This window comes from Spirochaetota bacterium (assembly GCA_026414805.1).
In the GTDB taxonomy this organism is placed as follows: domain Bacteria; phylum Spirochaetota; class UBA4802; order UBA4802; family UB4802; genus UBA4802.
Map to the genome: position 1 here is coordinate 45412 of JAOAIH010000008.1, position 21126 is coordinate 66537.

The following is a 21126-nucleotide window of genomic DNA, read 5'->3' on the forward strand; positions in this document are numbered from 1 at the left end:
TTAGCCTATATCTATTGTGATAATTGTTATATCATCGGTAATGTTTTCTTTGCTTTCTGCCCAAAGTAATGCTTCATCAATAAGCCTATTTAAAAATTCACTGCCTTTTAGATGTTTGATTTTATGGATTGAGTTTATAAGCAATTCTATATCGTAGTAATGCTTAAATTTATTGGTAATATCTATAAGTCCATCAGTATAAAGAATTATCCTATCACCATTATGTATTTTGATTTGAGTGCTGTCAAAGACCATTGATGGGAACACGCCAATTACATTGCCTTTAGTTTTGATTTCTTCAATAGAACCTGTTGCAGCATTGAGATAAATAGGGTAAGGATTTCCTGCCCCACAAAAACGAACTACCATGTTTTCAGTGTCAAGATAGCAGTATAAAGCACTAATTGGTTGATTACCAGTTTTTCCAATAAGTAAATTATTGATATTTGTTAGCACCTTTTCTGGATGTTCAGCATATTTATACTGTAAAGTGAATGCGATATTTACTGTAGATGCTATTATTGATGCAGGTATTCCATGGCCAGTAACATCTGCTATGAATATCCCTGCATGTTTGTTATCAATATTAAAAAAATGGTAAAAATCACCTCCTATAGAATTCACCGGCAAATATAGAACATCAATTGAAGCACCTGAAAGCCTGGGAGATACTGGCGGCAAAATATTTCTTTGAATTTTTCTGGCTACATCCATTTCATTTGATAGAATTATCAGGCGTTGTTGTTGATTTATATATTCCTCAAATGCAATTAAAGTTTGGGTTACAACAAATATAAGGATACCAAAATGGCTTGTATTTACTGTTTTTACTATCTGATGTGAAAAGAATATATCGTTTATGAGGCAACAAAAACCAGCAATAAGACCAAAGTAAAATAGCCGTTTTGTTTTTAAATTTTTACCTGTTTCTTTAAAAAGAATAATAAGAAGATAAAAGCTGATACATACAAGGGCTAATTGAATAAATATCAGGGAAGCTGATACAATATGGAGAGAAGCTACACACACAAATAAAGTAAATAATCCAAAATAACTATCGTTTATCAATATATAATGCCTTTTAATTGTGCCTTTATACAAACTGTCTACAAAATGACAAAAGAGTATAGGCGATAGAGTTATCGTCAAGTATGAAAGCCTGAAATTAAGGCCCCATGGTGGGCTAAAGAAGCATATTAAAAGCATGTCGTTGATAACAAGAATGCGTAAAGCAACTATAAGTGAAAAAAGTCCTAAAAAGATATTTTGTTTTGATTTATTGATAAGATATAATCCTAAATGGTAGATACCAATTATAAACAATGAAGCAAAAACAAAAAGTTGAAGGTAAATAGATTTATTGTGTAAGTTTTTAATTACCTGGGGAGTTCCATAATAAATTGGATGTATAATGCCGCCATTGCGTTGCTGAAAATTAGCCACCTGAATGTAAATATCGGTTTTTGGTGATTTTACTATAAATTGTATGATTGCAGGCAACTGGTTAGGTATCATTTTGTCTTTGCTGGTAGCAACAAATCCGCTATGTGCCGAAAGAATTCCATTGATGTATACAGAGTGAGAAGTAAAAGTGAAGGGCATTTTCAAGAACATAATTTTGCCAACTGTACTTTTAGAATGCAAAATTGTAATATGATACGTTCCGTAACCGTGCGATGGATAAGATTTAAAATGTTTTTGTTTATTCCATGGTCGGGGAACAGTAATATATGCAACCACGGGGTTTTGTAATTTTAATTGGTCATTATTTTCTATTAAATAATGCCAGTAAAACTTCCAAGTCCCTTCTAAATTTATTGGGCGTGAGATAGTGTTTTCAATATTTCTAAGGTCGATTATTCCATTATTTACATAAGCTTTAATAGCAACATCAGTATTGCAGGATGGAATTACAAAACATAATAAACATACAACATAATGATAAAAAATCTTTTTGTAGATTGACATTACATCAAATAATTAATTTTGTAAATTTCGTAAAAAGTACATGAAATAGTAATAAAGTAAAGAAAAATTTTGAATACAGCACGCATTGTTTATACCCGGGCGTAGTGCGATACGCTCCGGGTAAAGGTACATTAACTTTCAAAAACAGCACCACGATCAGCCGAAGAAACCATAAGGCTATAGCGATACATGTATCCGGTGGTAATTTTTGGTTTAGGAGCTTTCCATTTTGCAAGACGTGCTTTAATTTCATTATCATCAAGCTTCAGTGTAAGCTTTTTAGCGGGGATATCTATTTCTATTATATCGCCATCTTTTACTATGGCAAGTGGACCACCTGCAGCAGCTTCTGGCGAAATATGACCAATTGAAGAGCCACGAGTTGCACCTGAAAATCTTCCATCGGTAATAAGTGCAACTTCTTTATCCATTCCCATTCCTGCAATAACTGATGTTGGTGTAAGCATTTCACGCATTCCAGGACCACCACGGGGACCTTCATAACGGATGACAATGACATCGCCTTTTTGTATCTGCCCACCCATGATTGCTTTTACAGCTTCTTCTTCTGAATCAAACACCCTGGCAGGACCACTATGTTTTAACATTGATGGATCTACAGCAGCCTGTTTAACAATACACCCATCAGGAGCCAGATTTCCTGTTAACACTGCCAACCCTCCGTCTTTATGCACAGGCTTGTTGACCGAACGTATTACAGAAGTATCAGCAATTGTTTTATCCTTCACATTTTGTGCAATCGATTTTCCTGTAACTGTCATGCAGGTGCCATGAATAAGTCCGTGTTTAAGCAGTTCGTTCATCAAAGCAGGGATTCCACCAGCATAGTGAAGGTCTACCATGTGATGAGGGCCTGAGGGTGCAATGCTACATAAATGCGGCTGTGCGCTCAGAAATAGGTTGTATATCTTTAAGCCGTATAGGTAAACCTGCATAATGAGCTATCGCCGGTATATGTAACGCAGTATTTGATGACCCACCAATTGCCATATCCACAGCTAGTGCATTTTCAATGGCTTTTTTTGTTACAATTTTGCGCGGGGTTATCTGTTTTTTAACAAGTTCCACTATCTTTTTTCCACTTTCTTTGGCAAGGCGTAGGCGGTCGGACATGACAGCAGGTATGGTACCATTATAGGGAAGTGCCAACCCCAACGCTTCGGTGAGACAGTTCATGGAATTTGCTGTGTAAAGCCCTGCGCATGATCCTGCACCAGGACAGGCTGCGCACTCAATTTCATATAACTCCTCTTTTGTAATAATCCCTTTGGCTGCTTTGCCTACAGCTTCAAATACATTGTCCACGGCAATTGGCTTGCCTTTATATATACCCGGAAGCATGGGACCTCCGGATACAATAATTGTAGGTATATCAAGTTTAACAGCTGCAATAATCATGCCAGGAACTATCTTATCACAGTTTGGTATCATTACTAAACCATCAAATGCATGGGCTTTTGCCATAATTTCTATTGAGTCAGCAATCAGCTCACGTGAACCCAGGGAATATTTCATACCAATGTGATTCATTGCAATTCCATCGCATACTCCTATAGTGGGGAATTCAATTGGAGTGCCACCTGCAGCAATAACGCCTTTTTTAACTGCTTCAGCCACATTTCGCAAATGGATGTGTCCTGGAATTATCTCATTAAATGAATTTACAACGCCAATCAAAGGTTTTGCTAATTCATCGTCGTTTAGCCCTAAAGCTTTGAATAGTGAACGGTGTGGAGCTTTTTCAATTCCTTTTTTAACGCGATCGCTGATCATAAAAAAATCCTCCTTGCTTGCATAGACAATATTGTAAGTAGTATGAGTTATATACGTAAAAAATTGTAAATTAAAATTTTAAAAAATTATAAATAACAAAATCATCTTGACAAAATGTTATTTTTATCATTACATCAGCATATTTTATTATTGCTATAGTTATTATGTTTAACCCGTTAAAAATATTTAAAAATACAAAAGTTGGTATTGCACTTGGAAGTGGTGGTGCAAAAGGAGTTGCACATATTGCAGTTCTTGATTATTGCATTAAAAAAGAAATTCCAATTTCCATGATTGCAGGATCAAGTATAGGTGCTGTGATTGGTTCATTATATGCGTATGGTGCATTGCCTGAATTCACAGCGTTTTTAAAATCAGTAAAGGGTAACGATTTATTTGCATACTTTGATCCGGTGTTTCCCAAAACAGGGCTTATACAAGGCAAGCGGGTAATGGAGTTGTTATCAAAATTTATTCCCAAAAGTGTTGATCTTGAAGATCTTTCAATACCGGTTGCAATTGTTGCAACCGATTTTTACACTGGCAAACCAGTAGTATTTAAAAAAGGTAACGTTCTTGATGCAATACGGGCAAGCATATCAATACCTGGAATATTTGTTCCTGTTAAATACATGGATACTGTGCTCATTGATGGGGGTGTCAGCAATCCATTGCCCATTGATGTGGTTAAACAAATGGGTGCTGGCATTATAATAGCTGTTAATCTGCATCCAACAATTAAAGTTAAAAGGGCGATAGCTCCTACAATTATACAAAACAAAACAGCTCACACAGAAAATTCATCAAATGATATTATTGAACATGTTGATAAAGATTTACTGGATACACAAGCAGTGGTTGCCAAACAAGCAAAAGGGTGGTTACACAGTGTAAAACGGTGGCTTGGCGTATCAACCGAGCAAAGCAATAAAACCCAAAACCAGGATGCAATGCCAAATATTTTTGAGATAGTAGCTGGAACAATTGACATTATGGAATATATGAATACAACCCTTATGATAACGTATAATAAGCCTGATGTGCTTGTTGAGCCAAATCTTGTTGAAGTTGGTACGCTGGATTTTACAAAAGTTGATATTCTTTTACACGAAGGTTTTGCAGCCTGCCAGCGGGTTGAAAAAGATATAACTCGTAAAGTAGTCAGGTGGATGTAATGACGAAAAGCAAGGCACAGTTATTAGAGGATTTACGCCTTAATGATATTGGCAATTGCACCCGTTGTAAGCTCCATACAACACGCACTACAATTGTATTTGGCGAAGGCAATCCAGAAGCTTTGGTCATGTTTATTGGTGAAGGGCCTGGTAAAGACGAAGATGCTCAGGGCAGACCATTTGTGGGCAAAGCGGGACAGCTTTTAACTGCTGTCATTGAAAAGGGTATGAAACTAAAGCGCAGCGATGTGTATATTGCCAATGTAGTGAAATGCAGACCAACAGTAAATTTAGAATTGATGCGCGACAGACCACCGGATGATGAAGAAACAGCCGCTTGCGGTCCGTTTTTAAAAAAGCAAATAGAGATTATAAAACCAAAAGTAATTGTGACATTAGGAAACCCTTCAACAAAATTTTTGGTTAATCCAAAGGAAGGCATAACAAAAGTGCGTGGTGTATGGCATATCTATAATTCAATTCCTGTAATGCCCACCTTTCACCCTTCATATATTTTGCGTAATGGTGGCGACAACAGCCCGCTTAAACGTCTGCTATGGGAAGATATCAAAAAGGTTATTGCATATTGTAATGGCGAAATCACGTTGGAAGATATATTTGGGAAATCTCCCATAACGTTAGATTTGAGTATAAACCACGACACCAGTGAAAAACGTGATGATGAAGTACAGGGGAGTTTGTTTTAAAATGCTGTATGTATTGCAGGCAGCGATTGCTGTTGCTATCGCCCAATACAATTATTATGTATTTGATGATACATGATAGGTATGTTATCAAATAATTGAATATATACTATTTTACAATAATCTTTTGTGGGGGTATGTGTATGGCAACAATTGAGGTGAAGGAAATTGATATTAATGACAAAAAAATGATGAAGCAGTTTATCATGCTTCCATGGAAAACAAAGATTTACGAAAATGATCCAGCATGGGTGCCACCTATTATTGCTGATCAAAAAAAGCTTTTTAATCCAAAAACAGGATATTTTTATGAAATAGGACAGGTTGCATATTTTTTGGCGTATAAAAATGGTACACCTGTTGGTAGAATTACAGCGCACATTAACAGATTATATGAAGAAAAATATAATACAGAGACTGGCTTTTTTGGATTCTATGAGGCCATTGATGATCTGGATGTGGCACGTGCGTTATTTACTGCTGCTGAGGACTGGTTAAGAAAAAAAGGAAAAACCCGTGTTGAGGGACCTCAGAGTTTTTCAATTTATGATTCAGTTGGGTTTGAGGTATTGGGCGAAGATATAATGCCGGTAGTAGGGCTTTTTCACTTTGCTCCATATTATAAAAATCATGCAGAAGCATGTGGCTATACCAAATGTATTGACTGGCACTGCTTTTTAGTTAAAAAGATTGATGATTATAAACCGTATTTAAAAGATGTACGTGAAAATATAATGAAGACACAGGATGTTAAGTATGTGTACTACACACCAAAAGAATTAAAAAAGCGTGCAAAAGAAATTCATGAAATTTTTAATAAAGCATGGGAAGGTAACTGGGGACATCTGCCATTGACACAAAAGCAATTTGATATGCTTGTTGAGGAATTAAAATTGGTTGCAGTGCCTGAGCTTATAGTCTTTGCCGAAAAAGATGGCAGAACTGTTGGATTCATTGTATCACTACCTGATATGAACCCTGCACTAAGGATACTCAATGGACACCTATATCCATGGCGGTTGATAAAAGCATTGAGGTATATCAAGAAAGTAAAAAAGATACGCACAATAATTATGGGTGTATTGCCTGAGTATCGGGGGCAAAAAATTGATGATGTGTTTTATCTTTACACAATAGAAAATGGTATACGGCTTGGTTATGTTGAATCTGATTGCTCATTAATTGTTGAGACTAATTATAAAATGATTGGAGCTCTTAAGCCGCTTAAAGCGCAAATTTATAAAACCTATCGTATTTATGAAAAGAAAATATGATATAAAATACAAAGCTGTTACAACAGTTTGAAAAGATTTTATTAAAAAGCACCCTTGAGCTATGAAGAATTACTTGCGTTGATTGATGGCATGTGGAAATTAGGCGTAAGCTTAGGGGTGCTACAGCCTAAGCACACCTTTAGAAGGCTCCTAAGCTGGTATCTGCATTGCGTGGATATTAAATTGTTTAAGGAAGAAATAACAAGAATTTGTAAGGCGTTATATCATAATAACATACCATACATGGTAGTTGGGGTGCAGACAGTATTTTTGTATGGTAAGCTGTGCCTTACGCGCGATATAGATATAACGCTGGGTGTTGATGTTAAAATGTAGTATGCTTCCGCTGAAAATGTTATAATTTAAAAAATATTTGCTGGAAGAAAAAAAGATATTGAAGGTGGTAGAATTATCATTGCAAGGCAAAAAATTGATGATACATATATAATAAAATGGTTGCAAGATTTTGACAAAGCTTTTGATAAGTAATTTGTTGCTATATAATAAGAAATTAATAATCAAAGATAAGTTGTTTTTCATTCACTGTGGTATTTATGAAACGAAACCTAATTAGCGGACAAACAAAAACTGAAGAAATTGCAAATGTCATTACTCACAGTATTGGCATTGCGCTTGGCATTGCAGGCCTTGCTATTTTAGTTGTGTATGCATCAATAAAGGGTGATCCATGGAAGATAGTTTCATTTGCTATTTATGGAGTTACAATTATAGTTCTCTACAGTGCATCAACAATGTATCACTCAATAAAAAATATTAGCTTTAAAAAGTTTTTTCAGGTGTTGGACCACTCCTCAATTTTTTTACTTATTGCTGGCACTTATACTCCATTTGTACTTGTGACTATGCGTGGTGGGTGGGGATGGTCAATTTTTGGAATTATATGGGGACTGGCAATTGCCGGCATTATAGTTAAAATTATAATGGGTACAGGCGGCGATAAGCTTTCTACTATAGTATATCTTGCTATGGGCTGGCTCATAATCATTGCATTTCATAAAATAATTGCGGTGCTACCCATTATGGGAATAATGTGGCTTGTAATTGGGGGGTTGTGTTATTCAATGGGGACAATATTTTTTTTGCTGGATAATAAGTTGCCCTTTAATCATTCAATATGGCATTTGTTTGTATTAGCCGGAAGTATAACACATTTTTTTGGTATACTTTTTTATGTGCTGCCGTATTAAATGTATTTATTTAACAATATCCTAATAGATGTAGATGCAGAGGAATCTTGTAGTCGGATCCATGATAGTACCTATCCACACCATAATACAAATTTATTTTCTGATAGTATTTTAAACCTTTAAACTGGGAGTGTCCTTTACTTCTGCATCCTATTTCAAGTAAAATTTTTTTGCCTTCATGTAACTCTTTGAATAACTTTCGATAGTTTTTTATAAAATGCACCTCATCTATAAAAAAAGATGAAATATCATATTCCTTATGCAATGTAATAATAATTTTCTTTATATCGATGCTATGATCTAATGTATCAACAGATATGTACATGCTTGCAGGTATTTGGTTTCGTAACTGCCACAGTAGTACAGTTTTACCAACTCACTGTATGGCCTACTATCCCGGTAAAAGGTTTTCCAGTTCATTCACGTTTATAGTATATAAAAGAATGCTCTTTTTGTTAAGTGATTTTACAAAATGTATATCATTTTGTTTAATGATTTGATAGAAAGCTATTAATATCAAGTATATAAATCATACGGTAACTTGCAAATTGTATTTAAATAATGAAAAAAAATATGGTATTGTTATAAATACATCTTAAGGCAATATAATCAAGGTTTTTAATGTAATGGCGTTTACATTGGTTTATGGTAGGATAATGGCTAAACGCATGTATTAGTACAACTGTTATAATTATAATGTTTTTTCTTCTGGTATAGCTGCAACGTCTATATCAAGTGATTCATTGAATATTTGTAAAATATTTTTTGTGCAATTTGCTATTTTTGAAGCATTAACCAAATAGGCATAAAACAAAATACTTAGCCGCGTTTTAGAAGTTTCATCCTGTACACGTCGTATTTGCTTTTTATCAAATTCTGATATCAAATGAGCCAATCTGTTACATTTTTTTTCAACAAGCGATAAGTCGGCAATTTTATCTTTTTTAAGAGATTGCGCAGTGAAATTCAATAAGTCCTTCAGGTGTTCAATTATCTGTTCCAATTCGGTTATCTGTACTTTAAGAAGCCCTTTATGATGGTTTTCAACATGAAGATACGAGCGGACTGCAATATCGCGCTGGCTTTCTGCAATATCCTGTAAATTGCTTATAATCTGTGCATACCGTTGAGTTGCTGAAATATCCATCTTATGCAAAAGACGTAATGTTTTAAAAATATTAGCAACTATAATATTGACCCATTCCTGTATATTTTTGGAATCATTGCGAGCAATTCGTAGCTCAACACGGTCATACAGTTTTAAGCCGTTAAAGCTCCTTACAACGGATTTTGAAATTTCTTCAAGAAGTTTCCCTGTCTGTTCAAATGTTATTTTAATAGCCGGGATGGGATCTTTAATTTTACGTAAATTATATACTTCAATTTTGCTTTCTACTTGTGTTTTTTCTTCATGTTTAATGTGATTTTTCCATAACAAATAGGCCGATAGGGCTACCAATAAAATGATTCCTATCCCTGACAGTTTATAGATTATCATTGCATACACAAATGAAATTGTGAATGCCATAAACGCAGTAAAAAACCATCCACCAATAACTGTCATTACCCCCGAAACTCTATATACAGCACTTTCCCTATCCCATGCACCATCGGCAAGTGAGGTTCCCATTGCAACCATGAAGGTAACATACGTTGTTGATAGGGGGAGTTTTAGTGAAGTTGCAAATGCAATCAGTGCACTTGATACAACTAAATTTACTGATGCCCTGATAAGATCAAATGATACAGGCCTACCATCTTCTGATTGCCCATTAAACAATGCAATATCTTTACGCTTGTTAATTATTTCAATAATTCTTTTTGGTATGAATATTTTTACTGTATCAATAAAGTTTACAGTCATTCGTACTATAACTCGTGCAAGGAAAAATGGCTCAAACCGCTCAAGTCCCTCGTCCTGTCTTCCTAAATTCACTTCGGTCTTTGTTACTGTTCGTGCTTTTTTTGATACCCATAAGGTTATTGCCATAATTATGCCGGCTAAAAGTAGAATAAAAGTGTTGGTTTTAACTGGCTCATTGAGTGCTTCCATAGTAACGGTGAGGGGATTGGCAAAAAGTTTAGCATGGGAAAATGCACTGAATCCAGCAAGCGGAACGCCAATAAAATTTACTAAATCATTTGCTGCAAATGCCATTGCCAGTGCAAATGTACCTGCTAAAACAATTGATTTAAGTATATTAATATTAAACAAACTTGCAGTTATCTGTAATACTACTGCACTGCATATAAATGTACCCAGTATAATAGTGTAACTGTGAGTTTGTATCCATTGTATCTGTTGAGCTGTTAAAAACGATGCGCCCTTTGCACCTTTTATAAGTATAAAGTATACTATCATTGAGAGGGCAAATCCACCCCAAATGGCTCCATACCGTTTTAAGCGCGACATGAAGTCAAATGTGAATATCATGCGGGATATAAATTGAAATATTACACCTGCAGTAAATGCAATAATAACTGATAAAAGAATACCTGATATAATACCCAAGACTTTGTCGGTATTAATATAATCTCCTAGTAGAGCATAATTTTTTGTTGTATTGAAAATTTTTATAAGCGATAGCGCAACGGAAGCACCCAGTAATTCAAATATTATTGAAACCGTTGTTGAAGTAGGGATCCCAAATGTATTGAATAAATCCAATAAGATAACATCAGCAAGCATTACAGCTAAGAATATGATTATGAGCTCATACAGTACAAAATTTGAAGGATTAAATATACCTTTACGCGCTATTTCCATCATTCCGCTTGAAAATGTCACACCTGCTAAAATACCAAGGCTAGCAACAATTAAAATAGTTTTAATGCTGGCAACTTTTGAGCCTATAGCTGAATTTAAGAAGTTTACCGCATCATTGGCAACACCAACAATAAGGTCTAATATTGCTAAAACAAGCAAAATAAACAACGATAAATATATTATTTCCATTGTTACCTGCCTTTAATGATTGTTTGGTAGTACACGTGAAACAATTATTGCATATTGAAAAATAGTGTGATGACTTGTATAAGCTGGCAGAAATTATAAATGAGGGATATTTTAGTCAATATCTTTTATAAAATAAATTTTTAAAATTCTTCAACTAAAAATTGTAAAAAAAACTAGCTTCCACGAGAAATGGAATCAATAAAGAATGGAATCTATATTATAAAATAAAAATTTTAGTAAGCGGGACATTATATGTCACTGTGCGCAGTATAAATTGCATTTAAAATTCTATTGTGAAATTGTTATTATGAGCAATGAAGTAAACAAGTAGCTTATCACAGTTGAAATGTAGGTAAATATACATAGTGATTGCTGTAATGGTGTGGCGATAGTTACTGTAAAAGTAAATAGTAGATATTCAATACCAATATTACGATATTGTTTCTTTAAAATATTGCAGTAATGATATTATCTAAGTCCAGGTGATTACTATGCATTGCTAAGAGTAAAAAATGATTGAAAAATTATAATTTAATAAAATATAGTAATGATGTAACAGGTGTTCTTAAATTTAATTAAATAGTGAAATAAAAACACTGTGAAATTTAGAAAAGATAACATATTTTTTTATATACAATTATAATAAAAGATGATGGCGTTGAAATGCGCTGGTGAAGGATGAATTTAATGATCTATAAATTATATAGCTAAACTAATATGAATACTGAATTTTATCTTTACACAAGTAACAACCTTGAATTTCTAGTTGATGAGTTAGGTAAACTACTTTTTAAAAAAAGGAAAAACGATATTCTTTCTCCTCACACTATTATTGTGCAGAGTTTAGGAATGCAGCGTTGGATATCGTTGCAGTTAGCTCAACGATATGGTGTTTTTACAAACTGCCTGTTCCCTTTTCCGCAACAATTTGCATTAGATGTTTTTAAGGCTGTGATTCCTGACTATGAGCTATCGCCCTTGTATGAAAATAAAATACTTATATGGCAGCTGGTAAAATTATTACCGCAATGCATTAATGAAATGGGATTTGAACAGGTAAAAAACTATTTAGTTGTTGATGGTACAATAAGCCAGATAAGGTTATACCAGCTTGCACACAGACTTGCAAATCTGTATGATGAGTATTTGGTATATTTTTATGAGTATATCCTGGAATGGGAAAAGCCAACAAAACAAAACGACTGGCAGATTGTTTTATGGCGTTACGTCAAAAATGCTGTTGGTGACAATTCATCAGCATGTCACAAGGCCCAGCTTTTAAAAAAAGCAATCAAAAAATTGAGTGACTCCAAAAATAATGAAGCTTTAAAAGAAAAATTTTCTCCTTACATTATTTTGTTTGGGATTACAACCTTGCCCCAGTATTACATTGAATTATTCAAAGCTTTAAGCAGCGTTGTGCCGGTGCATATTTTTCAGCTTAATCCATCAAAGGAATACTGGTTTGATACAATAAATGAAAAGAAGAAGTTGCGTTTGGAGGAAGAAAACATTGATACTGAAAAATTAAAATATGAAGTTGGCAATCCGCTTTTATCTTCGTTGGGAAAAGTTGGTGCAGAGTATATTGAAATGCTATTAGACTACGAAGCTGTAGATACTATAAACAGCGATACTGCATATACGTACATTGACAACACACAGAATGAAACTCTCCTGCGCATTCTACAGTCAGATATTTGTAGATTAATTAATAGAGGAAGTAATGATAAAGAAATTTACAATCCCAATAGAATACAACCAAAAGTAGCAATTAATTCTAATGATAGATCAATTTCAATACATTCGTGCCATTCACCTCTACGTGAGGTTGAAGTGCTTAGAGATTACATCATTGATGTAATGAATAACAATGATATAATTCCCAATGATATAATTGTGATGGCACCTGATATTGATTTGTATGCGCCGTTTATACAAGCGGTATTTGATGAACAGGTGTTGAAGAAAGAAGGGTTGCCCTCGTTGCCATATTGCATTGCTGACCAGTCTTATAAAAACACCAGCAGGTTCATATCGGCATTTTGTGATTTACTAGAGGTTTTAGCAGGCAGATTGGAAGCCGATGTGGTGTGCCAGCTTCTTGAGTACGATGAAGTTGCTTCTGGTTTTGGTATAGATAAACAGGCAGTATTGCAATTTCATGCATGGGTTGAAGAGCTTAATGTGCGCTGGGGAAAAGATAGTGCTCATCGAAAGCAATTTACACAGCAGGAAAGCAATGCGTTTACGTGGCACTATGCAATTGAACGAATGCTTATGGGCTATGCAGTACCAGAAAGTGCTGGGATTGTAGATGATATAATGCCATTTGACTGCGTCGAAGGGTCCATGGGCAATGTTTTGGGATGTTTCATTAATTTTCTGAAAACACTTTTTTATTTTTACGATGAAGCACAAAAACCAAAACCCCTATTGCAGTGGGCTGAGTTTTGCCAACATTGCGTCAATGCCCTGCTTAATGTGGAAAATCATTCACAGGATTATGAAAATATACAAAACTTGTTTGAGTCATTGCGGGCGATAGCTCCTAAAATTAATCTTACTGATAACATAGAATTTCTGGTTATAAAAAGCTGGATTGAAGATTTTATTTCTGAGCAAAGAGTCAGCAGTAATTTTTTAACTAAAGGAATAACCTTTTGCCAGCTTTTACCCATGCGAAGTATTCCATTTAAGGTTGTGTGCCTTTTAGGAATGAATGATGATTTTCCACGACAGGATGACATTATAAGCTTTGATATAATGCGTAATGATGAAAAATATAAAAAGGAGCTGCCACGCTGTATCCGTTCAAAGCGAAGCGATGACCGCTATTTATTTTTGGAAAGCATCATTTCTGCAAAGGAGTATCTTTTTATAAGCTATCAGGGTCAGGATCCGGTTGATTTGAGCTTAAAGGAGCCCTCAATAGTTGTCAATGAACTTTTGGAGTACATTGAACAAGGTTTTTATTGTATTGATGAGAGCCAATCCATACGTGATTATTTAGTAACACAACACCATCTGCATCATTTTCATCCTGCATATTTCAACAACAGTAACAAACTTTTTTCGTATTCAAAAATGTGGTGTAATGAAAGCATTGCACTGTATGATGAAAAGCGTGAGTATGAACCGCTAGTTATGCAGCCAGTAAAAACAGAAAAATTACAAACTGTAATAACCATGGATGAATTTGTACAGTTCTTTTATAATCCAGCCCGTTACTTTATTACAAAAATGTTGGGGATACACCTGCGTGATAGCGTTATTGAATTGAACAGCGAAGAACCTCTGGTGGTGCCAGCAGGCTTGGATAAATACACATTAAGCAACGAGTTGCTTGAATGGCGTATTCAAAACAATGAAGTTGAACAGTTTATTCATTTAAAAAAGAAAAATGGACAAATTCCAGATGGCGTGTTGGGCGATGTTATTGTTAAAAAAACAAATGAAGAGATTACACCTTTCATTGAAACTGTTACACGCATGTGCAAAGGTACAAAGCAACGTTATGAGGTGGAATATACTGTAAGTAATAATAATATTAATATTGTAATAAGAGGACTAGTTACACTATATGGCAACAACCAAATTTTTTATAGATATGGGAACTTGAAAGCAAAGGACAGAATAAAAGCATTTTTATGGCATATCTTTGTTTGCGTTGCATGTAATGCCAATGTGTGTACTTATTTTATTACAAAAGATAAGATTAATCCAATTAGCTATACATCCATGACCGTAGAAAAAGCAAAGAACTATTTGAATCAATGTATAGAATTATTTGTTGAAGGCTCTCAACGTATTATTCCATTTTTCCCTGAAACATCATACATGTATTTTGATTTGATGATGAATGGTAAAACAAATAATAAATATTATGTGTATAATCTTGAAGAAAAATTTTATAACAACAGTGGTAACACTATAGCTGAATATGATGATCCCTACATACAGCGTGCATTTTATAAAGTTAGTATTTTCCAGGATGAATCCATTTTTAAGGATTTTAGGGAAATTGCCACAAAAGTATTTGGAATGATAACTGAATGCCAGGTTTTGTAATGAACAATATGAAGAGTGTTAATCATTTTTCAGAATATTCTTTAGATGGTATCAACTGCATAGAAGCAAGTGCTGGGACAGGAAAAACCTATACCATAAGCCATCTTTACCTGCGGTTGATGATTGGAAAATGTCTTAATATAGACAATATTTTAGTGGTGACATTTACCAATGCAGCAACCAATGAATTGCGCTCAAGAATTCGTTCGTTGATAAAAATTGCAAATGAAATGCTGGAAGATAGGTGTGATAGTGAGGTTGTAAAAAAGTACAGTGAATTATATGAATATTTAAAGAATATATGCATTGATTATAATGACCAGAGCTGCTGCTCAAAAAAAATTATAAAGAAAAAATTAGAATTAGCCTTGCATGAGATAGACAAAGCACCTATATACACTATTCACAGCTTTTGCAGCCGCACATTGAATGAATATGCCTTTGAAAGCCGCTCGCTTTTTGGCAGCCGGCTTGTTGAAGATGTAACTCCTTTTATGCAAAGAGTGGTTGAGGATTTCTATTACACAAAGATAGCACCGCTTGGCGAAGAGTTTATTGCTTTATTTGTTCATAATAAAGATGACTTTGTTAGCTGGCTAATGCAGTTATTACGCAAACTTCCGGATGATCCTGATATTGTCATACTGCCTGAAGTTGCATTTGATCCTGATACTGTAAAACAACTGGTAGAGCAGCTTGCTCAAAAGATAACAACAATACGCACAATGTTTGAAAGGGAATTTGGAGCAATTGCAGACAATTATCACAAAGCCTTAGCTGAAGGTGTACTTAACAAGAGATCATACAGAGAAGATGATATAGATAAATTAAAGGAAGCTTTAGCGATGCTTTCTGTATATACAGCATTGGATGATGAAATATATTCTACAGTGAAAAAATTTTCGTTAACAAGATTATTATCCATGATGAATAGAGAATCTAATAAAGGAAATAAAACATATCAGTGGCATACATTCTTTACTCTTTTGGATGAATGTAGTAAAACTATTGTTGCAATTAAGGTACAGATTATAGCTGCATACCGTGATTTTATTTTAACTCACCCAAATCTATATTCACAGTACCGTGATCGCTATAACATTATTTCGTTCAGGGACATCCTGAAGGATATGTACAATGCGCTGCAGGACGGGGTAGATAGCAAATTAGCTATAATGGTGAGGAAGCGCTTTAAAGCAGCCCTGATTGATGAGTTCCAGGATACAGACCCATTGCAGTACACTATTTTTACTACAATATTTAACAAACCAGATTATACACTCTATATCATTGGTGATCCAAAACAGGCAATATACAGCTTCAGAGGTGCTGATGTATTTGCATATATAAAAGCCAGAAAAAATGCAAAAGAAAAATATACACTGGATAAAAGTTACAGATCAACTCCCGCGCTCACCAAGGCTATTAATTATATCTTTGGCCGTTTAAATAATCCATTTGTTTTTGATGAAATAGCATATAATCCAGTAGAATCAAAAATACAGAATTCGTGCTTTGACAATGGTGCATTACAAATTTGGTTTCTTAAATCAGTTCCAGGTGTTAGTGACAATATTCCAATTGGTATTGCACGCAAAATCATTGCCAAAAATATTGCCCTTGAAATCCAGAAGCTTATGGGCCCTTCTTATACAATTGATGGCAGAAGACTTCAATACAGCGATATTGCAATTCTTGTGCGAAAACATCATGAAGCGCAACTGGTGCAGGATGTATTGCGTCAGTATAATATACATAGCGTTGTATACAGCCGACAGTCTGTATTTTCTTCATCAGAAGTGTGGGAGCTGCTTCATATATTAGAAGCTATCATACATCCTTCTTCAACAGCTGATGTTAAGCGCGCTCTGGTTACCAGCTTTTTTGGATATTCAGCAGAAGATATTATTAAGCTGGAGCAGCAAGGTTCGTTGGATACAATAAAGATGCAGTGTGCTGCATACCAAAAGACATGGGAGTTGAAAGGATTTATAGTGATGTTGCAGCACCTTCTTCATGATGATACTATAGTGAAAAAGGAAAGTGACAATGATACCGTTTCGCAAAGGCTTTTGCGGTTTCCTGATGGTGAAAGGGTCATGACCAATATACTGCATTGTGCCGAAATACTTACCGACATTGAAAGGCAAAAAAAACTTGATCCTATAGCACTTGTTGAGTGGTTCAAAAAAGCTATATATTACAAAGCAAACATTGAAGAGCAGGAATTGCGCCTTGAATCGGATGCTAATGCTGTAAAAATTGTTACGGTGCATGCAAGCAAAGGCCTTGAATATCCTGTTGTATTTTGTCCATATCTTTTTGATAGTTCAGGGCTAGATGATGTGTTTGTATTTCATGATAATAATTATATAAATGATATTAATGATATTAATGATACTGAAGAAGATGTTAAAACATGTGTATGTTTTAAGTTCAAGAAAGATCAAGTAGAAGAAAAGGCCGCTATTTTTGGTAATGAAGTTTATGATAAATTAGAATTAAGAGCAAAATATGAACAGCTTGCCGAATCACTACGGATTGCATATGTTGCAATCACACGGGCAAAGTACCGGTGTTATATAGGATGGGGTAATATAAATGCAACAAGAACATCAGCGCTACAGTATCTTTTTCATTTTAACGATAATCAAGCAACTATATCAAAATTTATTGAAGGTACAACACATAAACATGTAGATCTTTATAGTGATTTAGACAAATTTAAATACAAATTAAATGGAACCATTAAAATCAAAGAAATTGAAGATCAACCGGTGCGGCCCCTCGATACAATGCAACAGATATACTCACAACCAATAAGTGCCCGGCATATTGAAAAAACTATTGCACCGGGATGGCAGTTAACAAGTTATACCGCGCTTTCATATAAAAGAGATGATGAAAGAAGTGACGAAATTCAGCTGCCTGTAATTGATCAAAAGCAATCACAGGGCAACTCAATATTTACGTTCCCCGCAGGGAGCATTCCTGGATTGTGTATACATAAAATTTTTGAAACAGTGGACTTTACTGATAGCAACAGTATTCCAGATGTTGTTGCAAGAGTACTTCCTGTATACGGAATTGATATGCAATGGGCCGATGTTATTACGACTATGGTGAAAAATGTAATAACAGTACCGTTACATGAATCATTTATCCCCTTATCGCATGTGCCAACAAACAAACGAAGAAATGAGATTGAATTTTATTATCCAATTGAAAATCTCACCAGCAAAAAATTAATAGAAGTTTTCAATGAGCATAGTTTATTTACACAGCAGTATGGGCAGGCATTACAGCAGCTGTGGTTTGCTGATATAAGTGGATTTATGCATGGTTACATTGACATGGTGTTTGAACACGATGGAGCGTATTACATCGTTGACTGGAAGTCAAACCTGCTTGGCACATCAATTGATGATTATCATCGCAGTAAGTTACACAACACAATTGCATCGCATCTATATTTTTTACAGTATACTATTTATGCAGTTGCACTGCATCGTTATCTTGAGTTGATGTTGGGTAAATCGTATAACTACCAAAAACAGTTTGGCGGAATATTCTACATATTTGTACGCGGGGTAGATTCAGTCAAAGGCTGCGAATACGGCATATTTTATGATAAGCCTGATATTCACATCATTGAAAAAATTAATGATATCCTAAACAGAGCAAAAGTATGAATAGCACCATAGAATTTACTAAATCAATTCATTATCATTTTGCAGATTTCATTTGCAAAAAGTATAAATGTCATGATGACGTGTGTAAGGCAATAGTTTTTTGTACAAGCTACTTTACTGCTAACGGGCACAGTTGCCTTTCAATAGGAGCTATCGCCAATAAAAACTTACATGACGTTATATTTGACACTATGGATAACATTCCCAATATTAAATTCCCCAGCAAAGAAAAGCTTCATGAAATCATCAGCACTTGTGCTGCTGTGAGCAATGGCAATGGAGCGGTAAAACCGCTTGTGTATAACAATGGTAATTGTTACCTTTATAGGTACTGGAATTATGAAGACACTATTTGTCAATTTTTTGATAATAAACTGCAAAGCATAAGTCAACAAAGCTTGCAGCAAATACCCAATTTGTGTCAGCAATTGCAATCATTGGCAATGCAATTTGCTCCTGAGCAAATCCTGGCACAACTTACAGCACTGACACACCCTATGTGCGTGATATCAGGTGGGCCGGGTACTGGAAAAACCACTGTTATTGCAGCAATTGTGTATCACTTGCTGCGCAACAATCCGGGCTGTCATATTGCATTGTGTGCACCAACGGGTAAAGCAGCATCGCGTTTGGTGCAGGCGATAGCTCAATTTAAAGAACACAATGTTGAAAAAGAACTGCAGTCAGCATTCCCTGATGAAGCTTACACTATTCATAGATTGCTTGGTTATCAGAAGGGCGAGCTTGAATTTTACTACAATGAAAAAAATCGTTTGCCCTATGATGTTATTATTGTTGATGAGTCTTCAATGGTGGATATTCCTTTAATGGCAAAGCTGTGCAGAGCACTTAAAGACAATGCACGCCTTATTCTTGTTGGTGATAAGGATCAGCTTTCGTCGGTTGAAGCTGGAGCATTTTTTGGCGATGTGTGTTGGGGTGCTTTGGAATATGGCTATACATATAGTGGAAAAAAGTTAATTCAACAGTGTGGAATTGAAGATGCTGATGCTAACAAAAAAGCTCATCCCGTCAAAGACAGCATTGTTATCTTACAAAAGACATACAGGTTTGGCGCTGATAGCGGTATAGCCGCATTGGCCCAAGCAATTAGAAATAATGATGAACAAAAAGCCTTGGCAGTATTTGATACTACATATACCGATGTAGAATGTAAAGAATATGATACATTAGAATGGCTTTATAATGAAATACGCAATTATGCAAATGTGCATTTTGGACAAATTGTGAATGAACCATTTGAACAGGTGTTTAATAAGATAAACCAATTTGTAATACTTTCGCCTTTTAATGAAGGGCCATGGGGGGTGGAGTTATTCAATAATTTGATAGAAAAGCAGTTAAAAAATCCTGTTGTGAATGAGTGGTACCATCAAAGAATTATTATGGTGACAGCCAATGATTATAACCTTCAGGTGTTTAATGGCGATACGGGAATTTATAATTTGCATGATGATGCAGTATATTTTTCATTGGCAGATGGGTATAGAAAGATTAATCCATCACTGTTAACATCATACATGCCAGCGTACAGTATTACCGTGCATAAAAGTCAGGGCTCGGAGTTTGATACAGTAGTGTTAGTATTGCCTAATATTGATATAGCACAAAAAGAAAACTGGAAAATACTGTTAACTCGAGAGCTTTTATATACTGCCGTTACGCGAGCAAGGAAGCATTTGATAATACTTGGTAAAAAGCAAACAGTAGTAGATATGATACAAAATCCTACTTTACGTACATCAGGACTGCGACAACGATTATGGAAAAGCTAAAAAGTTTTAAGCAGATTAATGTAATATCGACAAGTAAAAATATATAAAGTGATTGACAAAAAAATTGAGGTGTGGTTATAAATAATCATAATTGTGAAGTTTTTGGACAGTTCTTTGAAAACTGTATAAATAGAAGGGGCTTTTGGCTCCGCCAACCTAAGAAAGTGACATAAAACAGCCATTTTTGGGGGAGGTTGGCGGAAACGAAAGTGCTGGATTTTCCAGGCTTTACAAGTGTTGTATAAAAAGTGCCAACATTTTTGTATAGTTTGTCGGGGAGGTTGGCGGAAAAGCACTTGAAAATTCTGGAAATTCCAGAGGTTACAACCCCAAGAGTAGGAAAAATGCCCCGCTAATAGGGGATTGAGACACGGTTGGACTCCAATCCAACCCGTGCCATTCGGCGTAATGGTAGGAAAAATGCCCCGCTAATAGGGGATTGAGACGGCATAACATTTCTATGTCTCTTATTTCTTCAAGATATGTAG

Annotated in this window: 10 protein-coding genes and 2 pseudogenes; 8 read left to right on the top strand and 4 right to left on the bottom strand. The window is 35.1% G+C overall.

Annotated elements, in window-relative coordinates; genetic code table 11:
- Positions 1 to 1968: a SpoIIE family protein phosphatase gene (locus N3F66_03095; protein ID MCX8123133.1), complete on the bottom strand. Its 1968-nt coding sequence runs from the start codon at positions 1966 to 1968 to the stop codon at positions 1 to 3.
- A 131-nt stretch (positions 1969 to 2099) separates the two neighbouring features.
- Positions 2100 to 3762 (bottom strand): annotated as a pseudogene (ilvD, locus tag N3F66_03100) (dihydroxy-acid dehydratase).
- Positions 3763 to 3926: 164 nt separating this feature from the next.
- On the opposite strand from ilvD, the gene N3F66_03105 reads away from it, so the two are divergent.
- From N3F66_03105 to N3F66_03125, 5 genes and pseudogenes are all read left to right on the top strand, one after another.
- Positions 3927 to 4937, top strand: coding sequence for a patatin-like phospholipase family protein (locus N3F66_03105; GenBank protein MCX8123134.1), 1011 nt, complete (start codon positions 3927 to 3929; stop codon positions 4935 to 4937).
- Positions 4937 to 5518: pseudogene (locus N3F66_03110) on the top strand (uracil-DNA glycosylase). The gene N3F66_03105 and the pseudogene N3F66_03110 overlap by 1 nt, the downstream one beginning before the upstream one ends.
- 266 nt (positions 5519 to 5784) lie before the next feature.
- Positions 5785 to 6915, top strand: coding sequence for a GNAT family N-acetyltransferase (locus N3F66_03115; GenBank protein ID MCX8123135.1), 1131 nt, complete (start codon positions 5785 to 5787; stop codon positions 6913 to 6915).
- Positions 6916 to 6969: 54 nt separating this feature from the next.
- Positions 6970 to 7251 carry a hypothetical protein gene (locus N3F66_03120; GenBank protein MCX8123136.1) on the top strand — a complete coding sequence of 94 codons (282 nt, stop codon included), beginning with the start codon at positions 6970 to 6972 and terminating at the stop codon, positions 7249 to 7251.
- A gap of 218 nt (positions 7252 to 7469) precedes the next feature.
- Entirely contained in the window at positions 7470 to 8123 is a 654-nt protein-coding gene (locus N3F66_03125) for a hemolysin III family protein (protein ID MCX8123137.1), read from the top strand.
- Between the two features lie 10 nt (positions 8124 to 8133).
- On the opposite strand, the gene N3F66_03130 is transcribed toward N3F66_03125, so the two are convergent.
- Both N3F66_03130 and N3F66_03135 read right to left on the bottom strand, forming a co-directional pair.
- Entirely contained in the window at positions 8134 to 8448 is a 315-nt protein-coding gene (locus N3F66_03130) for a hypothetical protein (GenBank protein MCX8123138.1), read from the bottom strand.
- Positions 8449 to 8814: 366 nt separating this feature from the next.
- On the bottom strand, positions 8815 to 11079 hold the full coding sequence (locus N3F66_03135) for an inorganic phosphate transporter (protein MCX8123139.1): 2265 nt from the start codon (positions 11077 to 11079) through the stop codon (positions 8815 to 8817).
- Positions 11080 to 11796: 717 nt separating this feature from the next.
- On the opposite strand from N3F66_03135, the gene recC reads away from it, so the two are divergent.
- The 3 genes from recC to recD are packed head-to-tail and all read left to right on the top strand — an operon-like array spanning position 11797 to position 20638.
- Positions 11797 to 15150: an exodeoxyribonuclease V subunit gamma gene (gene recC, locus N3F66_03140; protein MCX8123140.1), complete on the top strand. Its 3354-nt coding sequence runs from the start codon at positions 11797 to 11799 to the stop codon at positions 15148 to 15150.
- Positions 15150 to 18842: an exodeoxyribonuclease V subunit beta gene (gene recB, locus N3F66_03145; GenBank protein ID MCX8123141.1), complete on the top strand. Its 3693-nt coding sequence runs from the start codon at positions 15150 to 15152 to the stop codon at positions 18840 to 18842. Before recC ends, recB begins: the two co-directional genes overlap by 1 nt.
- Positions 18839 to 20638 carry an exodeoxyribonuclease V subunit alpha gene (recD, locus tag N3F66_03150; GenBank protein MCX8123142.1) on the top strand — a complete coding sequence of 600 codons (1800 nt, stop codon included), beginning with the start codon at positions 18839 to 18841 and terminating at the stop codon, positions 20636 to 20638. Before recB ends, recD begins: the two co-directional genes overlap by 4 nt.
- The last annotated feature ends 488 nt before the right edge of the window (positions 20639 to 21126 follow it).

What these genes read in the sequence shown, in the direction of transcription:
- N3F66_03095 (MCX8123133.1), bottom strand. Translation starts at nt 1,968, where the DNA reads ATGTCAATCTACAAAAAGATTTTTTATCATTATGTTGTATGTTTATTA.
- N3F66_03105 (MCX8123134.1), top strand. Translation starts at nt 3,927, where the DNA reads ATGTTTAACCCGTTAAAAATATTTAAAAATACAAAAGTTGGTATTGCA.
- N3F66_03115 (MCX8123135.1), top strand. Translation starts at nt 5,785, where the DNA reads ATGGCAACAATTGAGGTGAAGGAAATTGATATTAATGACAAAAAAATG.
- N3F66_03125 (MCX8123137.1), top strand. Translation starts at nt 7,470, where the DNA reads ATGAAACGAAACCTAATTAGCGGACAAACAAAAACTGAAGAAATTGCA.
- N3F66_03130 (MCX8123138.1), bottom strand. Translation starts at nt 8,448, where the DNA reads ATGTACATATCTGTTGATACATTAGATCATAGCATCGATATAAAGAAA.
- N3F66_03135 (MCX8123139.1), bottom strand. Translation starts at nt 11,079, where the DNA reads ATGGAAATAATATATTTATCGTTGTTTATTTTGCTTGTTTTAGCAATA.
- recC (MCX8123140.1), top strand. Translation starts at nt 11,797, where the DNA reads ATGAATACTGAATTTTATCTTTACACAAGTAACAACCTTGAATTTCTA.
- recB (MCX8123141.1), top strand. Translation starts at nt 15,150, where the DNA reads ATGAACAATATGAAGAGTGTTAATCATTTTTCAGAATATTCTTTAGAT.
- recD (MCX8123142.1), top strand. Translation starts at nt 18,839, where the DNA reads ATGAATAGCACCATAGAATTTACTAAATCAATTCATTATCATTTTGCA.